This window comes from Mycolicibacterium parafortuitum, assembly GCF_002086815.1.
Lineage (GTDB): Bacteria > Actinomycetota > Actinomycetes > Mycobacteriales > Mycobacteriaceae > Mycobacterium > Mycobacterium parafortuitum.
Window position 1 is genome coordinate 155465 of record NZ_MVID01000004.1, and the last position, 18167, is coordinate 173631.

General features: G+C 67.0%; 17 protein-coding genes. 8 read left to right on the forward strand and 9 right to left on the reverse strand.

Annotated features, from left to right (window positions below; genetic code table 11):
• The first annotated feature begins 115 nt into the window (after window positions 1–115).
• From BST38_RS07250 to BST38_RS07260, 3 genes are all read left to right on the forward strand, one after another.
• A complete protein-coding gene (locus BST38_RS07250; protein WP_083142589.1) occupies window positions 116–1330 on the forward strand; it encodes a cytochrome P450 family protein in 1215 nt (404 codons plus the stop codon).
• 49 nt (window positions 1331–1379) lie between these two features.
• Window positions 1380–2939, forward strand: a complete 1560-nt coding sequence (locus BST38_RS07255; protein ID WP_083142590.1) for a GMC family oxidoreductase — start codon at window positions 1380–1382, stop codon at window positions 2937–2939.
• Between the two features lie 93 nt (window positions 2940–3032).
• The gene (locus tag BST38_RS07260) at window positions 3033–4106 is read left to right on the forward strand and encodes a dihydrodipicolinate reductase (RefSeq protein ID WP_181791973.1); all 1074 of its coding nucleotides are present in this window, start codon (window positions 3033–3035) and stop codon (window positions 4104–4106) included.
• A gap of 11 nt (window positions 4107–4117) precedes the next feature.
• Here BST38_RS07260 and BST38_RS07265 read toward each other — a convergent pair whose 3' ends face one another.
• Window positions 4118–4828 (reverse strand): FadR/GntR family transcriptional regulator, encoded by a 711-nt coding sequence (locus BST38_RS07265; RefSeq protein WP_083142591.1) that lies wholly within the window; start codon window positions 4826–4828, stop codon window positions 4118–4120.
• A gap of 123 nt (window positions 4829–4951) precedes the next feature.
• Between BST38_RS07265 and BST38_RS07270 the strand changes: the two genes are divergently transcribed.
• The 4 genes from BST38_RS07270 to BST38_RS07285 all read left to right on the forward strand — a co-directional run bounded on the left by BST38_RS07270 (window position 4952) and on the right by BST38_RS07285 (window position 9021).
• Window positions 4952–5467 (forward strand): gluconokinase, encoded by a 516-nt coding sequence (locus BST38_RS07270; protein ID WP_083142592.1) that lies wholly within the window; start codon window positions 4952–4954, stop codon window positions 5465–5467.
• Between the two features lie 60 nt (window positions 5468–5527).
• Window positions 5528–6958, forward strand: a complete 1431-nt coding sequence (locus BST38_RS07275; protein ID WP_083142593.1) for a GntP family permease — start codon at window positions 5528–5530, stop codon at window positions 6956–6958.
• Window positions 6959–6974: 16 nt separating this feature from the next.
• A complete protein-coding gene (locus BST38_RS07280) occupies window positions 6975–7922 on the forward strand; it encodes a DUF5996 family protein (protein WP_083142594.1) in 948 nt (315 codons plus the stop codon).
• Window positions 7923–8013: 91 nt separating this feature from the next.
• The gene (locus tag BST38_RS07285; protein WP_083142595.1) at window positions 8014–9021 is read left to right on the forward strand and encodes a zinc-dependent alcohol dehydrogenase family protein; all 1008 of its coding nucleotides are present in this window, start codon (window positions 8014–8016) and stop codon (window positions 9019–9021) included.
• A 7-nt stretch (window positions 9022–9028) separates the two neighbouring features.
• On the opposite strand, the gene BST38_RS07290 is transcribed toward BST38_RS07285, so the two are convergent.
• The 5 genes from BST38_RS07290 to BST38_RS07310 form a co-directional block, all read right to left on the reverse strand.
• Entirely contained in the window at window positions 9029–10408 is a 1380-nt protein-coding gene (locus BST38_RS07290) for an FAD-binding oxidoreductase (RefSeq protein WP_237160693.1), read from the reverse strand.
• Window positions 10405–12093, reverse strand: a complete 1689-nt coding sequence (locus tag BST38_RS07295; protein ID WP_083142596.1) for an L-lactate permease — start codon at window positions 12091–12093, stop codon at window positions 10405–10407. Before BST38_RS07295 ends, BST38_RS07290 begins: the two co-directional genes overlap by 4 nt.
• 179 nt (window positions 12094–12272) lie before the next feature.
• Window positions 12273–12701, reverse strand: a complete 429-nt coding sequence (locus BST38_RS07300) for an epoxide hydrolase N-terminal domain-containing protein (RefSeq protein ID WP_336385738.1) — start codon at window positions 12699–12701, stop codon at window positions 12273–12275.
• The gene (locus BST38_RS07305) at window positions 12659–14338 is read right to left on the reverse strand and encodes an alpha-amylase family protein (RefSeq protein WP_083142597.1); all 1680 of its coding nucleotides are present in this window, start codon (window positions 14336–14338) and stop codon (window positions 12659–12661) included. Before BST38_RS07305 ends, BST38_RS07300 begins: the two co-directional genes overlap by 43 nt.
• Window positions 14335–15324: a TIGR03885 family FMN-dependent LLM class oxidoreductase gene (locus BST38_RS07310; protein ID WP_083142598.1), complete on the reverse strand. Its 990-nt coding sequence runs from the start codon at window positions 15322–15324 to the stop codon at window positions 14335–14337. The genes BST38_RS07305 and BST38_RS07310 overlap by 4 nt, the downstream gene beginning before the upstream one ends.
• 121 nt (window positions 15325–15445) lie before the next feature.
• Here BST38_RS07310 and BST38_RS07315 point away from each other — a divergent pair, with 121 nt between their 5' ends.
• A complete protein-coding gene (locus BST38_RS07315) occupies window positions 15446–15949 on the forward strand; it encodes a GAF domain-containing protein (protein ID WP_083142599.1) in 504 nt (167 codons plus the stop codon).
• Window positions 15950–15972: 23 nt separating this feature from the next.
• Here the strand turns inward: BST38_RS07315 and BST38_RS07320 are convergent, their stop codons facing one another.
• The 3 genes from BST38_RS07320 to BST38_RS07330 are packed head-to-tail and all read right to left on the reverse strand — an operon-like array spanning window position 15973 to window position 18065.
• Entirely contained in the window at window positions 15973–16788 is an 816-nt protein-coding gene (locus BST38_RS07320) for an NAD-dependent epimerase/dehydratase family protein (protein ID WP_083142600.1), read from the reverse strand.
• The gene (locus BST38_RS07325; RefSeq protein ID WP_237160694.1) at window positions 16785–17243 is read right to left on the reverse strand and encodes a MarR family winged helix-turn-helix transcriptional regulator; all 459 of its coding nucleotides are present in this window, start codon (window positions 17241–17243) and stop codon (window positions 16785–16787) included. The genes BST38_RS07320 and BST38_RS07325 overlap by 4 nt, the downstream gene beginning before the upstream one ends.
• A 60-nt stretch (window positions 17244–17303) precedes the next feature.
• A complete protein-coding gene (locus BST38_RS07330) occupies window positions 17304–18065 on the reverse strand; it encodes a hypothetical protein (RefSeq protein ID WP_083142601.1) in 762 nt (253 codons plus the stop codon).
• Between the last annotated feature and the right edge of the window lie 102 nt (window positions 18066–18167).

Sequence of the window (18167 nt, forward strand, 5' to 3'; positions counted from 1 at the left end):
ATTCTGACAGCTGTCAAAGAACTGGCCGGGGGTTCGGATCGGCGCACCGTAGGTGTGCGGTTACCAGGAAAACTCCGGCCTGGGCAGGACGCCTTCGCGTCGCCACGCTGGCAGCATGGCCGTGACACTGGACGATTCGTTCTTTCAGAACCCGCACGCGGTGTACGCCGACCTGAGCCGCCGCGGCGCGGTGCACCGCGCGCAGGCCTGGGGCGGCGTGGACGTCTGGATCGTCACCCGCTATGCCGAAGCCCGAGAACTGCTCGCCGATCCCCGCCTGAAGAAGCACGGCCCGACCGCCAGCAGCCTGTTCCCGCCGGGAAACACCACCACCATCGGGACGGTGCTGGGCGACAACATGCTGTTTCGCGATCCGCCCGATCACACGCGGTTACGCCGACTCATCACCGCGGCGTTCACGGCGCGATCGGTGCGCGGGTTACGCCCGGCCATCGTCGACATCGCCGACGACCTGCTCACCACGATGAGCCGCCAGGCACCGGGGCGCGTCGATCTGATGCAGTCGCTGGCGCTGCCGCTGCCGATCCGGGTGATCGGCGAATTACTGGGTGTTCCACCAGAACTGCGCACCCGGTTCTCGTCGCTGGTGATACCGATCCTCGGTTCCAACCTCTCGGACGAGGTGGATCACGCGCGGATCGAACTCACGCAACTTCTGCAGACGATCGTCGCCGCCAAGCGCACCGAGCCGGCTCAGGATGTGCTGGGCAATCTCGTCCACCTCCGCGACGACGGTGACCGATTGTCCGAGGAGGAGCTGCTGGGGACGGCGTTCCTGCTGATCGTCGCGGGCTACGAGACCACGGTGAACCTGATCGCCAACGGCGTGCTGGCGCTGCTGCGCAATCCGGCGCAGATGGCGGCGTTGCGTGCGGACCGCTCGCTGCTGCCCGCCGCCATCGAGGAAGCCCTGCGCTTCGAGAGCCCACTCAACACCGCCACCGTCCGCTACACCGACGAACCGGTCTGCGTCGACGACGTCGAGATCCCGGCCGGCGAACTGGTATTGATCGCGCTGCTGGGCGCCAACCGCGACGAGCGGCAGTTCCATGACGCCGGCAGTTTCAACGTCTTTCGGGGCGACAACCGTCATCTCGCGTTCGGTCACGGCATTCACCACTGCATCGGCGCACCACTGGCCCGGATGGAAGCCGAGATCGCGCTCGACGGACTGCTCTCGCGGTTCCAGCATCTGGAGCTCATCGAGGACGAACCGCTGCAGTACCGGTCGAGCACCCTGATCCGCGGTCTGCTGAGCCTGCCGATCTCCATCGGCGGCCGCCGACCCTGCCGGTCCGGGGCCGGCTAGCAACACCGCTCCATCGACCGAATTCTCAGAACCCCAGAAAGAGAGTGTCATGACCACCGAGACGACCCGCCAGGACGGGACGCTGCACCACGACTACATCATCGTCGGCGCGGGATCCGCGGGATGCGTACTTGCGGCCCGGTTGTCCGAGAACCCGGACACGACCGTGCTGCTGTTGGAATCCGGTCCCGAGGACACCCGCCCGGAGATCGGAGCACCCCCCGCGTGGCCGGCACTGTGGGGCACCGAGGTCGACTACGCCTACAACACGATTCCCCAACCGGGCACCTCCGGGCTGCGGCACGACTGGCCGAGGGGGCACACCCTCGGCGGAAGCAGCAGCATCAACGCGATGGTCTTCCTGCGCGGGCACCCGAACGACTTCGACAGCTGGAATTGTTCCGGTTGGGACTACGAGTCGGTGCTGCCGTACTTCAAGCGCATGGAGACGGTCGAGGGCGGCGATCCCCGCTTCCGCGGCGCGGACGGCCCGATGCGACCCGCGCCCGCCAGTCCCGACGTCGCGAACCCGCTGTCCGAGGTCTTCCTCCGGGGGGCCGCCGCGGCGGGCTTCCCGCTCACCGCCGACTTCAACGGTGCCTGCGCCGAGGGGGCGGGCTGGCACGACCTGTCGATCTCCGAGGGCACCCGGCAGAGCACCGCACGGGCGTATCTGCACCCGGTACGTGCCGGCAGGCCCAACCTGACGGTCCTGACCGGTGCGCGTGCCCGTCGCCTCCTGATCGACGGGATGCGCTGCACCGGAGTGGAATTCGATCATCAGGGCGGGGCCGTTTCGGCATACGCCGGCGCCGAGGTGATCGTCAGTGCGGGTGCGGTGGACTCGCCGCGGCTGCTGCTGTTGTCCGGGGTCGGCCCTGCCGCCGAACTCGAAGCCGCCGGCATCGAGGTGCTCCACGACCTGCCCGGCGTCGGACGCAACCTGCACGACCACCCGGTGTGCGGGGTGGTCTACGAAGCAGCACAACCGCTTCCGGTCGGCCAGAACAACCACGCCGAGACGTCGATGGCGTGGCGCAGCGACCCGTCGCTCGCGGGCCCCGACATGCAGGTGATGTTCATCCACCTGCCGTTCAACCCGCCGCACCTGGAGGCCCCGGCCAACGGCTTCACGTTCGGCGTCGCCGTGATGGTGCCGGAATCGCGCGGCTCGATCCGGCTCGCGGGACCGGATCCGCGGACAGCGCCGCTGATCGACCCGAACTACCTCGCAGCGGAGTCCGACCTGCGCCGGATGGTCGAGGGCATCGGGGTGGCCCGCGAGATCGCCGCCACTGAACCGTTCGCCCCGTGGCGTGCACGCGAGGTGCTGCCCGGCCCCGACGCCCGCGATGCGAAAGCGTTGCGGTCCTTCCTGTCCACCGCCGCGGCGACCTACTTCCACCCGGTCGGCACCTGCATGATGGGTTCGGGATCGGAGTCGGTGGTGGATCCCGAACTCCGGGTGCACGGTCTCGACGGGCTGCGGGTCGCGGACGCCTCGGTGATGCCCCGGGTCGTGTCGGTCAACACCAACGCCGCCACCATCATGATCGGCGAGAAGGCCGCCGACCTGATCCGCCACGGGGCGGGACCCTGGTTGTCGTGACCTGCGCGCGGGGTCTCCATGAGCGGCAACGAGAGAGTAGACGTTGCCCGATCGGAGAATGTATGTTTCCGCAGGACTGATTGGAGGGCCGGCGTGACATACACCGTGGTCCATGCCGGCACCGGCATCACCGGACGCGAAGCCCTGCGCGGACTTATCGACGACCCGGACCTGGTGCTTGCCGGGGTTCTCGTGTCGTCGCCGGACAAGGCCGGCCGGGACGCGGGTGCGTTGTGCGGGCGCCCGGACACCGGCGTCATCGCTCACGACGACTTCGACGCGGTGCTCCGCCAGAAGCCCGACTGCTTCTGTTACTGCTCCACCGCGGTCGGCCGGGAGGAGGACGCCTACAACGACATCGCCCGGCTGCTTCGGCACGGCATCAACGTCGTGACCATCTCGACGATCCCGATGGTGTACCCGGCGGCCGCGCCGGAGAAGTGGCGACGGCTGCTCGAATCGGCTTGTGACGAAGGCGGTTCGACGTTCTACGCGTCGGGCTGCGAGCCGGGGATCGTCAGCCTCAACCTGCCCGTGGCGCTGATGGCGGGCGCGGGGCAGGTCGACAGCTACCGGATGGACGAGTACGCGATCGACCTCGACCTCGTGTATCCGATCTGGGAGGTGCTGCACGAGTCGATGGGATTCGGTAAGCCCGACGGCCATGTGCCCGCCCGGATCGCGTCCGGAAAGGTGCGCCATGACTGGGAAGTCGTCGTGCGCTACAGCGCCGACGCGCTCGGGATCGCACTCGACACTGTCGACCTCGACTGGGAGACGGTGCTCGCGCCTGAGGAACTGGCCACCGCGTTGGGCCCACTTCCGAAGGGCACGATCTGTGGTCATCGGTGGCGGCTCGCGGGGATGAGCCGGGGTGAGGCGGTCGTCGCGGTGCAGTACTTCGCGACCGTGTCGTCGACACCGTGGCCCGACAGTTGGCCCAGGCCCGACGGTGGAGCCGGGATGGTGCACCGCATCGAGGGGCGGCCCAGCATGCGCCTGCAGATGTCGTTCGAGCGCGGTCCGGGCGAGCGGTCCATGCCCTCGCTGTCGTTCACCGGCCAAGCGGTCGTCAACGCGATTCCACACGTCGTCAACAGCGCGCCCGGCCTGCTCGAACCGGTGCTCGGCCGGTCAGTGGTCACCCGGCAGGCTCGCCGCGGCTGAAGACGCGGGAGTCAGCCGCCGCCGGGCGAAACCGAGGCCGCTGCCGCCTCGTCGATGATCGCGCGCATCGCCGCCTCGGCTTGGTCCTCCTCGCCCATCCTGATCGCACGTGCCACCTCGTCGTGCAGGGCTATCGCCGCGATCTCCGGGCGCTCAGGCATCAAGCCGTGATGTGTTCGGCCGGCGAGCAATTCGGCGACCACGCTGTTGAGCCCCCGGAACATCTCGTTCCCACTGGCCTCCAACAGAGTTTGGTGAAAGAGCTTGTCCGCCAGAAGGTACGCGTCGAGATCACCGGACCGCCCGTGCACCATCATGTCAGACACCGCCGCCGCCATGACCCGGCACTGGTGCGGTGTCGCCCGCCGAGCGGCCAACGCCGCTGCCGCCGGCTCGAATCCCCGTCGCAACTCCGACAGAGACACGAGCTGCGCGGCCCGGTCGCCGGCGTCCAATCGCCATCGGATGATTCTCGGGTCGAACACGTTCCACTTCTCCGCGGGCAGAACGGTGATGCCGACACGACGGCGGGACTCGACCATGCCCATGGATTCGAGCACGCGGATCGCCTCGCGGGCGACACTGCGGGACACGCCGTGATCGGCGCTCACCCCTTCGAGAGTGATCACCTGCCCGGGCGAGTACCGGGCAGAGACGATGGCCGACCCCAGCGCAGTCAGCAGGCTCCCATGGAGAGCGCTCGCCGGTAGCCGATCGGACATGGATAAATCATGCCAGATCGCCCTCTTGCGAATTACCTAATACGTTTTTCAGCTCAGGTCTTGCAATAGTATGCCTATTCGTCCAAGCTATGTGATGTCACACACAGAGATAGGTGCTAGCGGATGACCTCACCCATCGTCGTCATGGGCGTATCCGGCTCCGGCAAGTCGACAGTCGGGGCCGCGCTGGCGCAGCGTCTACGGGTCCCGTTCGCGGACGCCGACGACTTCCACCCACCGGCGAACATCGCGAAGATGACGGCCGGCCATGCTCTCGACGACGACGACCGGTACCCGTGGCTCGAAGCGATCGGGGAATGGCTCGCACGTCACCGCGACGGCGGTGTGATGGGCTGCTCCGCCCTCAAACGCACCTACCGCGACCAGATGCGCCGGCATTGTGCCGAGGTCGAATTCCTGCACCTGGTGGGCTCCCCCGACGTCATCGGCCGGCGCCAGGCCAGCAGACCCGGACACTTCATGCCCGCGTCGCTGCTCGCATCGCAATTCGAAACGCTCGAACCCCTCGAGGCCGACGAGCGCGGTTTCGCCATCGAGGTCGATCGCGACATCGACGCGATCATCGAAACCTATGTCACCGCAAGGAAAACCCCCACCACCGAACAGGAGAACCGATGAGCTCGGCACCCGCCATGTGGTCAGATGCGACCAGCGGCCTTTCAGTGAACGGGAGCAACCGTGGAGGCAATTGATCCGGCATACGGAACCGCCACGCTGCTGGTGATCGCCGCGGCCGCGGTCGCCGTCCTGCTGTTTCTCATCATCAAGGTCAAGTTGCACGCGTTCCTGGCCCTGGTGCTGGTCAGTGCGTTGACAGCGCTCGCCGCCGGAATCCCGGTGGCCGATGTCCCCAGCGCACTGTCCTACGGGTTCGCCAATACGCTTGGCTCAGTGGCGCTGCTCGTCGGTTTCGGCGTGATGATCGGGCGTCTGCTCGAGGTGACCGGTGGGGCCCAGGTTCTCGCCGACACCCTCATCGGACGGTTCGGCGAGAAGAGAGCGCCCCTCGCCCTCGGCGTCGCCGCGCTGCTGTTCGGCTTCCCGATCTTCTTCGATGCCGGTCTGGTCGTCTTCCTGCCGATCATCATGACCGTCGCACGTCGCTTCGGCGGCTCAATGCTGTTGTACGCCTTCCCTGCCGCCGGCGCGTTCGCGGCCATGCACGCCCTGGTGCCGCCGCATCCAGGTCCGGTGGCCGCCGCCGAAGCGCTCGGCGCGAACATCGGGCTCACCTTGATCATCGGCGTCCCGGTGGCCGTCGTCGCGTGGTACGTCGGCGCCTTCCTGGTGTCCCAGGTGATCGGGCGACGGGTGTACGTCGACATTCCGGTGTCGATATTCGGTGAGATGAACGGTGGCCGCGATGACGCCGCGAGTGACGGTGGCACCGGCGCGCAAGGCAACCTGCGCACGGAGACTCGGTCGGCGCCGTCGTTCCTGACCGTGCTCGGTGTCTTGATGCTGCCGTTCGTGCTGATCTCGTTCAACACCGTGATCAACACACTGATGACTGCCGGTGTGATCGAGAAGGGCGCCACCTGGGCGGAATATCTCAAGATGCTCGGCAACACCTCGATCGCGCTGCTGATCACGGTGATCGTCGCGACGCTGGTGCTGGGCCTCCGGAATCACTCGATGGCCGACGTCACCGAAATCCTCGACAAAGCCCTCGGCCCGATCTGCGCGATCATCCTGATCACCGGCGCCGGTGGAATGTTCGGAGGTGTGTTGCGCCTCAGCGGTATCGGCGACGCTCTGAGCGGTTCGCTGTCGAATCTCGGGATGTCACTGATCCTGCAGGCGTTCCTCATCTCCACACTGCTGCGCGTCGCGCAGGGTTCGGCGACCGTCGCGCTGACCACGACGGCGGGTCTGCTCAGTGCCGCGGTTGCGGCGGCCGGCCTGAGCAGCGTGCAACTCGTGGCGTTGGTGATGGCCATCGCGGCGGGCGCCACCGTGCTCTCGCACGTGAACGACTCGGGCTTCTGGTTGGTCAGCCGGTTCTTCGGGATGGACGTCAAGACGACGCTCAAAACGTGGACGGTTCTGGAAACCACACTGGGCCTCAGCGCATTCGCGCTCAGCCTCGCGTTGTGGGCCGTCGGCTGAAGGAGGAACGACCACCATGGCAGAACCCACGCGCCTCGACAGCTGGCCCAGTCTCCGTGTCGACGACTGGACGCCGACGCGGGAAACGCTCCACATGTGGACGCAGATCATCGGCAAGATCCGGCTCGCCAACGCCCCGCTGGTGAACCACTGGTGGCAGGTCACCTTGTACGTGACGCCGCGCGGCCTGACCACATCGGCGGTGCCGCACGGCGGTAGGACCTTCGACATCGAGTTCGACTTCATCGATCACGAGCTGCGGATCCGAAGTAGCAGCGGCGAAAGCCGATCCATCCAGCTCAAGGCACATTCCGTCGCAGACTTCTACTCCAGGGTCATGGCGGCGCTCGACGAGTTGGGTCTCCACACGGAGATCCAGTCGCGGCCCAACGAGGTCGAGCCGGCGATACCGTTCGCCGAGGACGTCGAGCGCGCCTCCTACGATCCCGCCGCCGCAAACCTGTTCTGGCGGCAACTGCTGCAGGCGAACCGGGTCATCGGCCAATTCCGGTCACGATTCGTCGGCAAGGTCAGCCCGGTGCACTTTTTCTGGGGAGCAATGGATTTGGCGTGTACCAGGTTCTCCGGCCGGACCGCGCCGACCCACCCCGGTGGCTCGCCCAATGTCGGGGACTGGGTGATGGTGGAAGGGTATTCCCGTGAGCTGAGCAGCTGCGGGTTCTGGCCCGGTGGCGGTGACGAGGGCGCCTTCTATGCCTACGCCTACCCGGCACCCGAGGGCTTTGCCGACTACCCGGTCGGACCAGCGGAGGCGTTCTACAGTCAGGAATACCGCCAGTTCCTGCTGCCGTACGAAGCGGTGCGGCAAGCAGCCGATCCCGACCGGGCGCTGACCGAGTTCCTGCAGGGCACGTACGAAGCGGCGGCAGTCCTCGGCAACTGGGACCGCGCTGCTCTGGAGGACGACCCTGAGCGCTGGAAAGCCCGGCAGTCTCGTCCGTGACGGAGTGCGTGGGCCGTGTGCACGGCACGCGGGGAAGAAACGCCCATCCCGCAGTGTTACGCACCCCATAACCACAAGGAGGAAGACCGACATGACCGAATCGATGAAAGCTGTTGTGCTCGAACGTTTCGGCGGATCGGATGCCTTCGAGCTGCGCGACGTCGCCGTACCCCGGGTCGAACCCCGCCAGGTCCGGGTCCGCGTCCATGCGACCGCGGTCAACCCACTCGACTACCAGATCCGCCGCGGCGACTACCCGGATCTCGTGCCGCTCCCCACGATCACCGGGCACGACGTCTCCGGCGTCGTCGAGGAAGTCGGCTCCGACGTCCACGAGTTCCGCGCCGGCGACGCGGTCTACTACACACCCCAGATCTTCGGCGGCCCCGGCTCCTACGCCGAGCAGCACGTCACCGACGTCGACCTCGTCGGCCGCAAGCCGCGCAACGTCACCCACCTCGAAGCGGCGAGCCTGACCCTCGTCGGCGGAACCGTCTGGGAATCCCTGGTGACCCGCGCCCAGCTCACCGTCGGGGAGACCGTCCTGGTCCACGGCGGCGCCGGTGGTGTCGGCACCATCGCCATCCAGGTCGCAGCAGCCATCGGCGCGCGGGTGATCACCACCGCGAAGGGCGCCGACCACGAGTTCGTGCGCTCTCTCGGCGCGGACGCGGCTATCGACTTCACGTCGACGGACTACGTCGATGCCGTGGCCGAGCTGACGAAGGGCAACGGAGTCGATGTCGTCCTCGACACCATCGGCGGTGACACACTCACCCGAAGCCCGCTCGCGCTCGCCGACGGCGGCCGCGTCGTCAGCATCGTCGACATCGCCCAACCGCAGAACCTCATCGAGGCATGGGGTAAGAACGCCGCCTACCACTTCGTCTTCACCCGTCAGAACCGCGGAAAGCTCGACGCACTCACCACACTGGTCGAACGCGGTCTCGTGAAACCGGTCATCGGCGCGACCCTTCCCCTCGCCCGTATCGGCGAGGCCCACGACATCCTGGAGAACAGGCGCTCATACGCCCTGCACGGCAAGGTCGCCATCGACGTCGCGGGTGACACTGTCGTGCTTCCTCCGCGCGCCGCGTAGCGGTCGGTCAGAACGCCGCCCCCGGGTTGAGGATCGCGCCGGGGTCCAGCGCCTGCTTGATCCGGCGGTTGAGTTCCATTGCCTCCGGCCCGATCTGGCTGCCCAGCCACGGCCGCTTCAGCCGGCCGACGCCGTGCTCACCGGTGATCGTGCCGCCGAGGCTGACAGCGAGCTCCATGATCTCGCCGAACGCCTTGTCGGCCCGCTCGGCCATCGCGGCGTCGGCCGGATCGAACACGATCAATGGGTGGGTGTTGCCGTCGCCGGCATGCGCGATCACCGAGATCAGCACGTCGCGGTTGGCGGCGATCTTCTCGATGCCCGCGCACAGGTCGGCGAGTCGGGGAACCGGCACGCCGACGTCCTCGAGCAGTAGGGAGCCCTTGGCCTCGACCGCGGGGATCGCGAACCGCCGGGCCGCGACAAAGGCTTCGCCCTCGACCGGGTCCTTGGTCGAGAACACCTCCCCCGCACCGGCTTCGGTGAACACCTGGGCCATGAAGGCCGCATCCTCGGCACCTGCGGCGCCGCGATCGTCGGAGGCGGCGACCATCATCGCGGCGGTGGTGCGATCCAGCCCCATCTTCAGTTTGTCCTCGACGGCATTGATCGCCACGGAATCCATGAACTCCAGCATCGACGGCCGGATCTTGCCGGTGATGGTCACGACTGCATCTGCGGCGGCCTGCACCGAATCGAACGTCGCCACCACGGTGCACGGCGGCGGCTGCGGTGGCAGCAGCCGCAACGTCACCTCGGTGATGACCCCGAGCGTGCCCTCGCTGCCGACGAACAGTTTCGTCAGCGACAGCCCCGCGACGTCCTTGAGCCGGGGTCCACCGATCCGCACCGCGGTGCCGTCGGCCAGCACCACCTGCAGGCCGAGCACGTAGTCGGTGGTCACGCCGTACTTCACGCAGCACAGTCCGCCCGCGTTGGTGGCGACATTGCCACCGATGCTGCAGATCTCATACGACGACGGGTCGGGCGGGTACCACAGCCCGTATTCGGCGACGGCTTTCTTGACCTCGGAATTGAGCAGGCCAGGCTGTACCACCGCGGTGCGGGTGATCGGGTCGACGGTGATGTCGCGCATCTTCTCCGTCGACAACACGATGGCGCCGTCCAACGCCGTTGCGCCGCCCGACAATCCCGTGCCCATGCCTCGGGGCACCACCGCGATCTTGTGTGCGGAGGCCCAGCGCAGCACGGCCTGCACCTCCTCGGTGCGGGTGGGCCGCACGACGGCCGCGGCGGTGCCGGCCCGCGGGTCGGCCGCCCGGTCCTGCCGGTAGGAGGCCACGATGTCGGGATCGGTGACGACGGTGCCGTCGGGCAGTTCGGCGACCAGATCGTCCAGCGCGCCCATGACCTCGGGGGTGCTCATGCGGGCACCATCCACGACAGCACGGGTGAGGCCTGCAGGGCCGACAGCGCACACAGCAGCACGAGGAACCCGAGACTCCACAGCACCACCCGGCGGAAGATGTCGCCCTCCTTGCCATCGAGGCCCACGGCGGCGGCGGCGATGGCCAGGTTCTGCGGCGAGATCATCTTGCCGAGCACCCCGCCGGAACTGTTCGACGCAGCCATCAGCACCTCGGACAGTCCGGCCTGGTTCGCGGCGGTGACCTGCAGCGCGCCGAACAACGAGTTCGCCGACGTGTCCGACCCGGTGACCGCGACGCCGAGCCAACCCAGGATCGGTGACAGCAAGGCGAAGAACCCGCCTGCGGCCGCCATGAACGTGCCCAGGGTGATCGTCTGACCGGACAGGTTCATCACGAAGGCCAGCGCCAGCACGGTCATCACGGTGACGATCGCCCAGCGCAGTTGGTGCAGCGTCACCCCGTAGGCCTTGACCGCGCGGGTCACCGACAGGCGCAGCGCGATCATCGTGATCAGTCCCGCGACGAGCATCTGGGTTCCGGGGGTGGTCAACAGGTTCAGCGTGAATTTGGTCAGGGTCGACGGATCACCGTTGGCGTCGACGACGTTGAGCCCCGGCCAGTTTCCGGCGACGGTGGCGGTGTCGAGCAGGCTCTTGACCGCAGGAATCTGGCACAGGACGAAGACGGCGATGATGATCCCGTACGGGGCGTACGCCTTGACGACGTCGGCACGGGAGTCCTGCACATGAGCGTCTCGCGGACCGTCCGCGGAACGCGGTCCCCCGCGGCGGACCTCACTGCCGCCGGCCTCGGCCGGTCCGGCGCGCACGGCGACGGCTTCGGGTTCGGCGAGCTCGGTGTAGGTGTTGGCGGGGCGCCACACCCGTACCAGCGCGACCACCGCGGCCGCCGACAGCAGCGAGGCCACCACATCGGCGAGCGGAACCGACAGGAAGTTGGACGTGGCGTACTGCGCGAGGGCGAACACCAGACCGCAGACCAGCGCCGCCGGCCAGGTCGCGCGCATCCCGCGACGGCCGTCGATGATCGCCACCAGTGCCAGCGGGACCAACAGCGCGAGGATCGGGGTCTGGCGGCCCACCATCGCGCCGAGGGTGTCGGCGTCCAGCCCGGTGACCTTGCCCAGCGTGATGATGGGGGTGGCCATCGCGCCGAACGCCACCGGAGCGGTGTTGGCGACCAACGCCAGCACCGCGGCCTTGATCGGCCGGAAGCCCAGTGCCATCAGCATCACCGAGGTGACCGCCACGGGGGTGCCGAACCCGGCCAGCGCCTCGATCAGGGCGCCGAACGAGAACGCAATGATGATGGCCTGGATGCGCTGATCGTCGCTGACCGAACTGAACGACCGTCGTAGCACGTCGAAATGGCCTGTCTCGACGGTCATCTGATACACCCAGATGGCGTTGATCACGATCCACAGGATCGGGAAGAAGCCGAACGCGGCGCCCTCGGTGGCCGCCAAAACGGTCTGGCCGACGGGCATCCCGTAGATGACGACGGCCACCGCGACACTGACGGCCAGCGAGATCAGCGACGCCTTCCAGGCAGTCATCTTCATGGCGCCGAGCAGGACGAACAGCAGAAGCAGTGGGACGGCGGCCACCGCCGCGCTCCAAGCCAGCGAGCCGGCGACGGGATCGAGAATTTGCTGGTACACGACCTACCTCCACTGTGGCGTGGCTCACACAAAGCGTCGGTTACCACGGCCCGCGACGAGGTAAACGCCGCTACCCGACTGGGCCGGCCTCGCGCGCAGCGAAGCCGGCCCGGTCGCGCTGAGCTACCGGTGCGTGACCGAACTCCGGCCGCCGACGCGCAGCCAGATGAGCAGGACGATCACCGCTCCGAGCCGAAACCGGGTAGGTCGGGACCACCACGTCGAACGCGTCGGCGGGATCGCCCCCCGTGGCGGCCCGGATCGGTCAGCAGCGGAACTTTGGTGTATCGCCAGAACGAGTCCGGCCGGCCGTGCGTCGGTATCAGCGGGAGCAGGTCCGGTGTGCCCTCGGCCGCGCGAGCGTGGACGAAGTGGATGTTGTGCCCGTCGATCGGCACGGAGAACCGGGGCAGGCGGCAAAGCGCCGCATGCTGCGCTGGCCAGGAGAAGTCGTTCGCCCAGTAGTAGACCAGCTCGCGCAGGTAGGACGTGTCGGCACCGATGGACCAGTCCGCGTGGTCAGGTGCGTCCTGATCGGCTCCTCGCTGACCGGAGTGAAAAGGCTTCAGATGATCGGTTCGTCGCCTGGGCGCAGTAACCGCAGCCAGCGATAGCCATAACCTTCCAGGCCGATCTCGATCCGGCCCTTGGGGTCGAGTTCATGAGCCGACAGACCGTCCAGTAGGTCCACGAGCGTCGACCCCTCCGGTGCGTCCGCGAGGTGGATCGGCACCATGCACCGGTCGGCCCCTAAGTTGTGCAACGCCACCATCGTCCAGCCGGTCTTCTCCCGGCAGCAGTGCGCGAGCACCGCCGGGTTCGGCTGATCAAGCACTTCGGCCGTCGACCAGCCGATCTCCGGCTGCTGGCGATAGGTGTAGATCAGGTCGCGGACGAACCACCAGAACGACTGGTGGTCGTGGCGTTGGTCGGCGACGTTCACCTGCTGCGGGCCGTACAGACCGTCGGTGAGCGGACGGCCGAGCTTGCGCGAGGGGGCACGGGAGAACCCGCCGTTGTCGTCACGAGTCCACTGCATCGGCACTCGGACAGCGAAACGTCCCGGGATGTCCAGGTTCTCGGCCATACCGATCTCCTCGCCGTAGAACAGCACCGGGGTGCCCGGAAGCGAGAACGCCAGCGAGTACACCATCCGCATCCTGCGCTCGTCGCCACCGAGCATCGAGGGCAGGCGCCGGCGCAGGCCGCGGCCGTAGAGCTGCATGTCCGGATCGGGTCCGAACTCGTCGAAGATCTCCTGCCGCTCGGATTCGTCGAGCTTGTCGAGGGTGAGCTCGTCGTGGTTGCGTACGAAGTTGGCCCACTGGCTGGTCTCGTCGAGCGACGGGCGCTGACGCAGGGCCTCGGCGATCGGACCGGCGTCACCACGAGCCAGCGACAGGTACATGTTCTGCATCCCGATGAAGTCGAATTGCATGTTGAGGCCGTCACCGTCCGGACCGCCGAAGAACGTCTTCTGGTCGGCGTAGGGCACGTTCACCTCCCCGAGAAGTACCGCGTCGCCGACGCGCCGGTTGACGAAATTGCGCACATCGCCGAGGTATTCGTACGGGTCGAACACACCCGGGTCGCCGGGTGCGCCGTCGCGGGCGAATAGGAACGGGACCGCATCGACACGGAAGCCCGACACCCCGAGCTGTAGCCAGAACCCGAGTGTGCGTGAGATCTCCTCCTGCACGCGGGGATTGGCGATGTTCAGGTCAGGCTGATGTTTGTAGAAATGGTGCAGATACCATTCACCGGTCTTGGGTTCACGCTCCCAGAGGCTGTCCTCCTGGTCGGGGAAGACGACGTCGGCCGGGCTCGACTCGGGTTCGGTGGCACTCCACACGTAGTAGTCCCGGTAGGGGGCGTCCTTGCTGCGCCGTGCGGATTTGAACCAGGGGTGGGCATCGGAGGTGTGGTTCATGACGAAGTCGATGATCACGCGGATGCCCTTTGATCGGGCGGTGCGCACCAGTTCGACGAAGTCTCCCAGGTTGCCGAGGCGCGGATCGACGCCGAAGAAGTCGGTGATGTCGTAGCCGTCGTCCTTGCGGGACGTCGGATAGAACGGCATCAGCCACAGGCAGGTGACACCCAGGTCGAACAGGTACTCGATGCGTTCCGTCATGCCCCGGATGTCCCCGTTGCCGTCTCCGTTCCAGTCGTAGAACGTTTCGATGTCGGCGCAGTAGAACACCGCGTTCTTCCACCACAGGTCGCCGGTCTCGATCTTCCTCATGCGAGCGCTCCACTGGGGGCCGGAGCGGTGGGAGACAGTTGCGGCAGCACGTGTTCGCCGAAGGCGTCGATGAACCCGGCCTGCTCCTGGCCGACGAAATGCAGATACAACTCGTCCCAACCCTGCGCGACGTATTCGGACAACCACTGCGCGTGGCGCCCGAGGTCGGCCGAGATGCGCACCGCGCCGCTGACCTTCTCCTTCGAGACCGCGCCGCCGATCACGTCGAACGCTTCGACGGTCTCGATGTCCCACGAGACGGGCGGATCGAAGACGTTGTTTCGCCACTGGTCGTACGCGATGGCCGTGGCCTCGTCGTCGCTGGGTGCCCAACTCAGGTGAATCTGGAGCCGGGCAGGGCCCCTCCCCCCGGCGTCACGATAGGCGTCGAGCACCCGGCGCAGCGTCTCGGCCGGTTGATTGACCGTGATCAACCCGTCGGCCCACGCGGCGTGCCGGGCCGCCGTCTGCGGGGTCACCGCCGGCCCGACCAGATCGGGAGTGGTTTCCGGCAGCGTCCACAGTCGGGCGCGGTTCACCTCCACCAGACCTTCGTGGCTGACCTCCTCGCCGCGCAGCAGGCGACGGATGATGTCGACGCACTCGAGAAGACGGGCGTCGCGGACCTCCTTGCGCGGCCACGCCTCTCCGGTGATGCGCTCATTGGACGCCTCGCCGGAGCCGAGCGCCGCCCAGAATCTGCCGGGGAACATCTGCGCGAGCGTGGCGATCGCCTGGCCGATGATGGCCGGGTGATAGCGCTGGCCGGGTGCGTTGACGACACCGAACGGCAGGCTGGTCGTGGCAAGTGCGGCGCCGAGGAACGCCCACGCGAACCCCGACTCCCCCTGCCGCTCGCTCCACGGGCTGAAATGGTCCGAGGACATGCCGGCGGTGAATCCCGCACGCTCTGCGTGTTGGATGTTTTTGAGTAGTTGAGCAGGTGCGATCTGCTCGTGCGAGCAGTGAAAGCCGATGACGGTCATGCCCGCGGATACCCATATCCGCCGCAGCTGATGACCCTGATTCCTCGCCGCCGAGATACCTGGAGCCGAATGCGTGAGTGCAACTATTGCTTGATCCACCGATCCGGGCCACGATCACGCGGTGACCGACAACCACACCCCACCACGCACCGACACCACTCAAGCATTGGCCGGCCTGTCCCCAGACCTCGACGCTCTGGTCGAGAAACTGGGCGTGAAGTCGGTCCTGGTAATGCGCTCCGAGCCGGATTCGATGGTGGTCGCGGCGACCGCGGGTGACGCGTCGAGGCACTACACCGTCGGCGCGGCCGGCAAGAAGGCCGGTGACGACGAAGGTCGGGTGCCGTTGTACTGCGAGCGGGTGGTCGACACCGACCAAACCCTGTTCGTGCGGGATTCCCGCGAGGACGAGACGTTCGCCGGCAACGAGGACGAGGTGGAGTTCGGTCTCCACAACTATCTCGGGCTGGCAGTGCACGGGGCCGACGGCACCGTCGTCGGTACGGTCTGCGTGCTCGACGACCGCGCCCGGGAGTACTCCGACGATGATCTGCACGCGTTGGAGGAACTACGACACAGCGTGGAAAGTGTTGTGCGCGAGGATGGCTCAGCGTTGGGCGGATAGCGCCGCGGCGCCGAGGCAGGCGGTCACATCGCCTGCTGTTCGACGGCGTGATAGACGGTGCGCAGGGCGGGCCGGAAACCGAGTCGGCGTGCCAGCGCACCGTCCATCTGCAGATGCCAGGGATGTTCCAGCGGCCGTGCCGACGAGCCCATATCCCCGCCGGCGATCGCGACGAGCTCGTAGACCGACGTCGGCGCCTCGTCGGTGATGTTGACGATCCGCCCGTCGAAGGCCCCGGTGAGCGCGAGGCGGGTCGCGGCCGCGACGTCGCGGTGGTGGATGAGGCTCATCCGCTGCGCTGGATGCATGTCGGCGTTGGCGGCTTGACCCGGCAGCGCGTCCAGATGACCGTCGCCGTCACCGTAGACGAAGCCGTACCGCTGGATCGTCCACGTCAGTCCGCTACTGCGCAAGGCGTTTTCGGCCGCCAGCTTGCTCGCCGGGTACGGGTGGCCAGGATCGACTTCGTCGTCCTCGCGGCCCGGACGCGCGCACTCGGCGCCGTAGACGTGCGCGGTGCTCGCCATGATGAACCGCGCATCCGGTGCGTGCTCCTGCGCCGCGGCGATGAGGCTGCAGGATCCATCGCGGTTCGTCGTCCAGATCAGTTCGGTGTCCGACGTGCGGAACACCGCGGCAAGGTGGACGATTGCGTCGACACCGCTGACGGCGGGGGTGAGCGACTCGGCATCGGAGAGGTCCCCGACCACCTCTGTCACGTCACCGGACGCAGCCCCTCGTCGTCGCACCAGGGTGCGGCAGTCGTGGCCGTCCTCGACAAGGCGCGGAAGCAGGCGGGAACCCACCAAGCCGGTCGCACCGGTCACCAGGATCTTCATGACAAGTCCTTTCCCAGATGTTTTTCGAGCCGCTCGGTCGCGGTGCGCAGCACCCGTATCGCGACGTCGATGTCATCGGCATCGAGGCCGTCGAAGGCCACGGAATGGATTCGGGCCAGGTCGGGCAGGTCACTCCACAGCGCTTCCCCGGTCTCGGTGATACGCAACAGCTTCTGTCGCTGATCACGACCGTCGGGGATCTGCTCGACCAGGTCTTTCTTCACCAGGGTGATGACGACCGCGCTGAGCGTCGCGCGTTCGACCTGCAGGATGCGCTGCAGGTCGCGCTGCCGGGTGGGCCCGGCGTTCACCAACTGATACAGCACGTACCACTGGGTTGCCCCGAGGCCGTAGGGCCGCAGCGCGTCCTCCATGGCGGCACGCGCCGCGAGGTAGCACCGTTTGGTCCACGCACCGATCGTGTCGTGGGGCCCCGAACCCAGTTTGTCTGCCACCTGACAAACATTGTCAGGTGGCAGACGAACTGTCAACCCTGGCGTATACCTACGTGGCGGTTAGAACTTCACGACGAGATCGTTACTGACGAGTCTGCGTACGCCCCAGAAGTAGGTGAGTAGCGGCATCGTGCACCAGAGGACGTTGATGAGGACGAACTTGACCCACATCTCCACTGGCGACGACATGCTCTCGAGGTTGTTCGCGATCTCGGTGCCGAAGTAGACGGCGGGCAAGGTGACCTCGACGATCATGCCGGCCATGATCAGCGACAATTGGTTGCTGGTGAAGCGTCTGCCGTTACGGAAGAAATGGAACAGCGCGTAGGCCTCGAAGATGCCGACGAACAGCGCGATCCATTCCATGCAGACGATCAGCGGGTCACCGGTCAGGTAGCGGGCGTCGCCGCCGAGCAGGATGGGCGCCCACATGTAGGTCCAGAGCGCCCCGTTCTCGACGCCCTCGACGATCTGGTCGAAGAACAGCAGCCAGGGGAGTTCCCAGATGAAGCGCGGGATGAGGGCGATGAAGACCCACACGATCACCATCGCGCCGAGGCGGTCGCCCCGCGTCCAATTCCGGCGGTCCCCGATACGCAGCCAGGGCAGCGCCAGCGCGGTCGCGAAGCACCCGACGACGACCACCACCATGATCGTCGAGGCGACGGGCTGAGGGACGCCCGCACGGGTTTCGAGGTACCAGAACACCGGGTGGATCGCGAAGAAGAAGGCCAGGACTCCGAAGAGCGACTTCTGCAGCGAGGAGAACCCGCGGCGCTCCCGCACCTCCCCCACGTCACCGTGCTTGATCGTCTCTGTCATGAGCGCTGGCCTCCGCATCGAGGTTGCCGCCGTCCGATCCGGCGACGGATGGAGTTCGGCACGCGTTGCGAGATCACCGAACGCTAGTTTTATATCACGTGT

Excerpts from the sequence above, each read along its gene's own strand:
- BST38_RS07250 (WP_083142589.1), top strand. The coding sequence starts at position 116 with ATGGCCGTGACACTGGACGATTCGTTCTTTCAGAACCCGCACGCGGTG.
- BST38_RS07255 (WP_083142590.1), top strand. The coding sequence starts at position 1,380 with ATGACCACCGAGACGACCCGCCAGGACGGGACGCTGCACCACGACTAC.
- BST38_RS07265 (WP_083142591.1), bottom strand. The coding sequence starts at position 4,828 with ATGTCCGATCGGCTACCGGCGAGCGCTCTCCATGGGAGCCTGCTGACT.
- BST38_RS07270 (WP_083142592.1), top strand. The coding sequence starts at position 4,952 with ATGACCTCACCCATCGTCGTCATGGGCGTATCCGGCTCCGGCAAGTCG.
- BST38_RS07280 (WP_083142594.1), top strand. The coding sequence starts at position 6,975 with ATGGCAGAACCCACGCGCCTCGACAGCTGGCCCAGTCTCCGTGTCGAC.
- BST38_RS07285 (WP_083142595.1), top strand. The coding sequence starts at position 8,014 with ATGACCGAATCGATGAAAGCTGTTGTGCTCGAACGTTTCGGCGGATCG.
- BST38_RS07290 (WP_237160693.1), bottom strand. The coding sequence starts at position 10,408 with ATGAGCACCCCCGAGGTCATGGGCGCGCTGGACGATCTGGTCGCCGAA.
- BST38_RS07305 (WP_083142597.1), bottom strand. The coding sequence starts at position 14,338 with ATGAGGAAGATCGAGACCGGCGACCTGTGGTGGAAGAACGCGGTGTTC.
- BST38_RS07310 (WP_083142598.1), bottom strand. The coding sequence starts at position 15,324 with ATGACCGTCATCGGCTTTCACTGCTCGCACGAGCAGATCGCACCTGCT.
- BST38_RS07320 (WP_083142600.1), bottom strand. The coding sequence starts at position 16,788 with ATGAAGATCCTGGTGACCGGTGCGACCGGCTTGGTGGGTTCCCGCCTG.
- BST38_RS07330 (WP_083142601.1), bottom strand. The coding sequence starts at position 18,065 with ATGACAGAGACGATCAAGCACGGTGACGTGGGGGAGGTGCGGGAGCGC.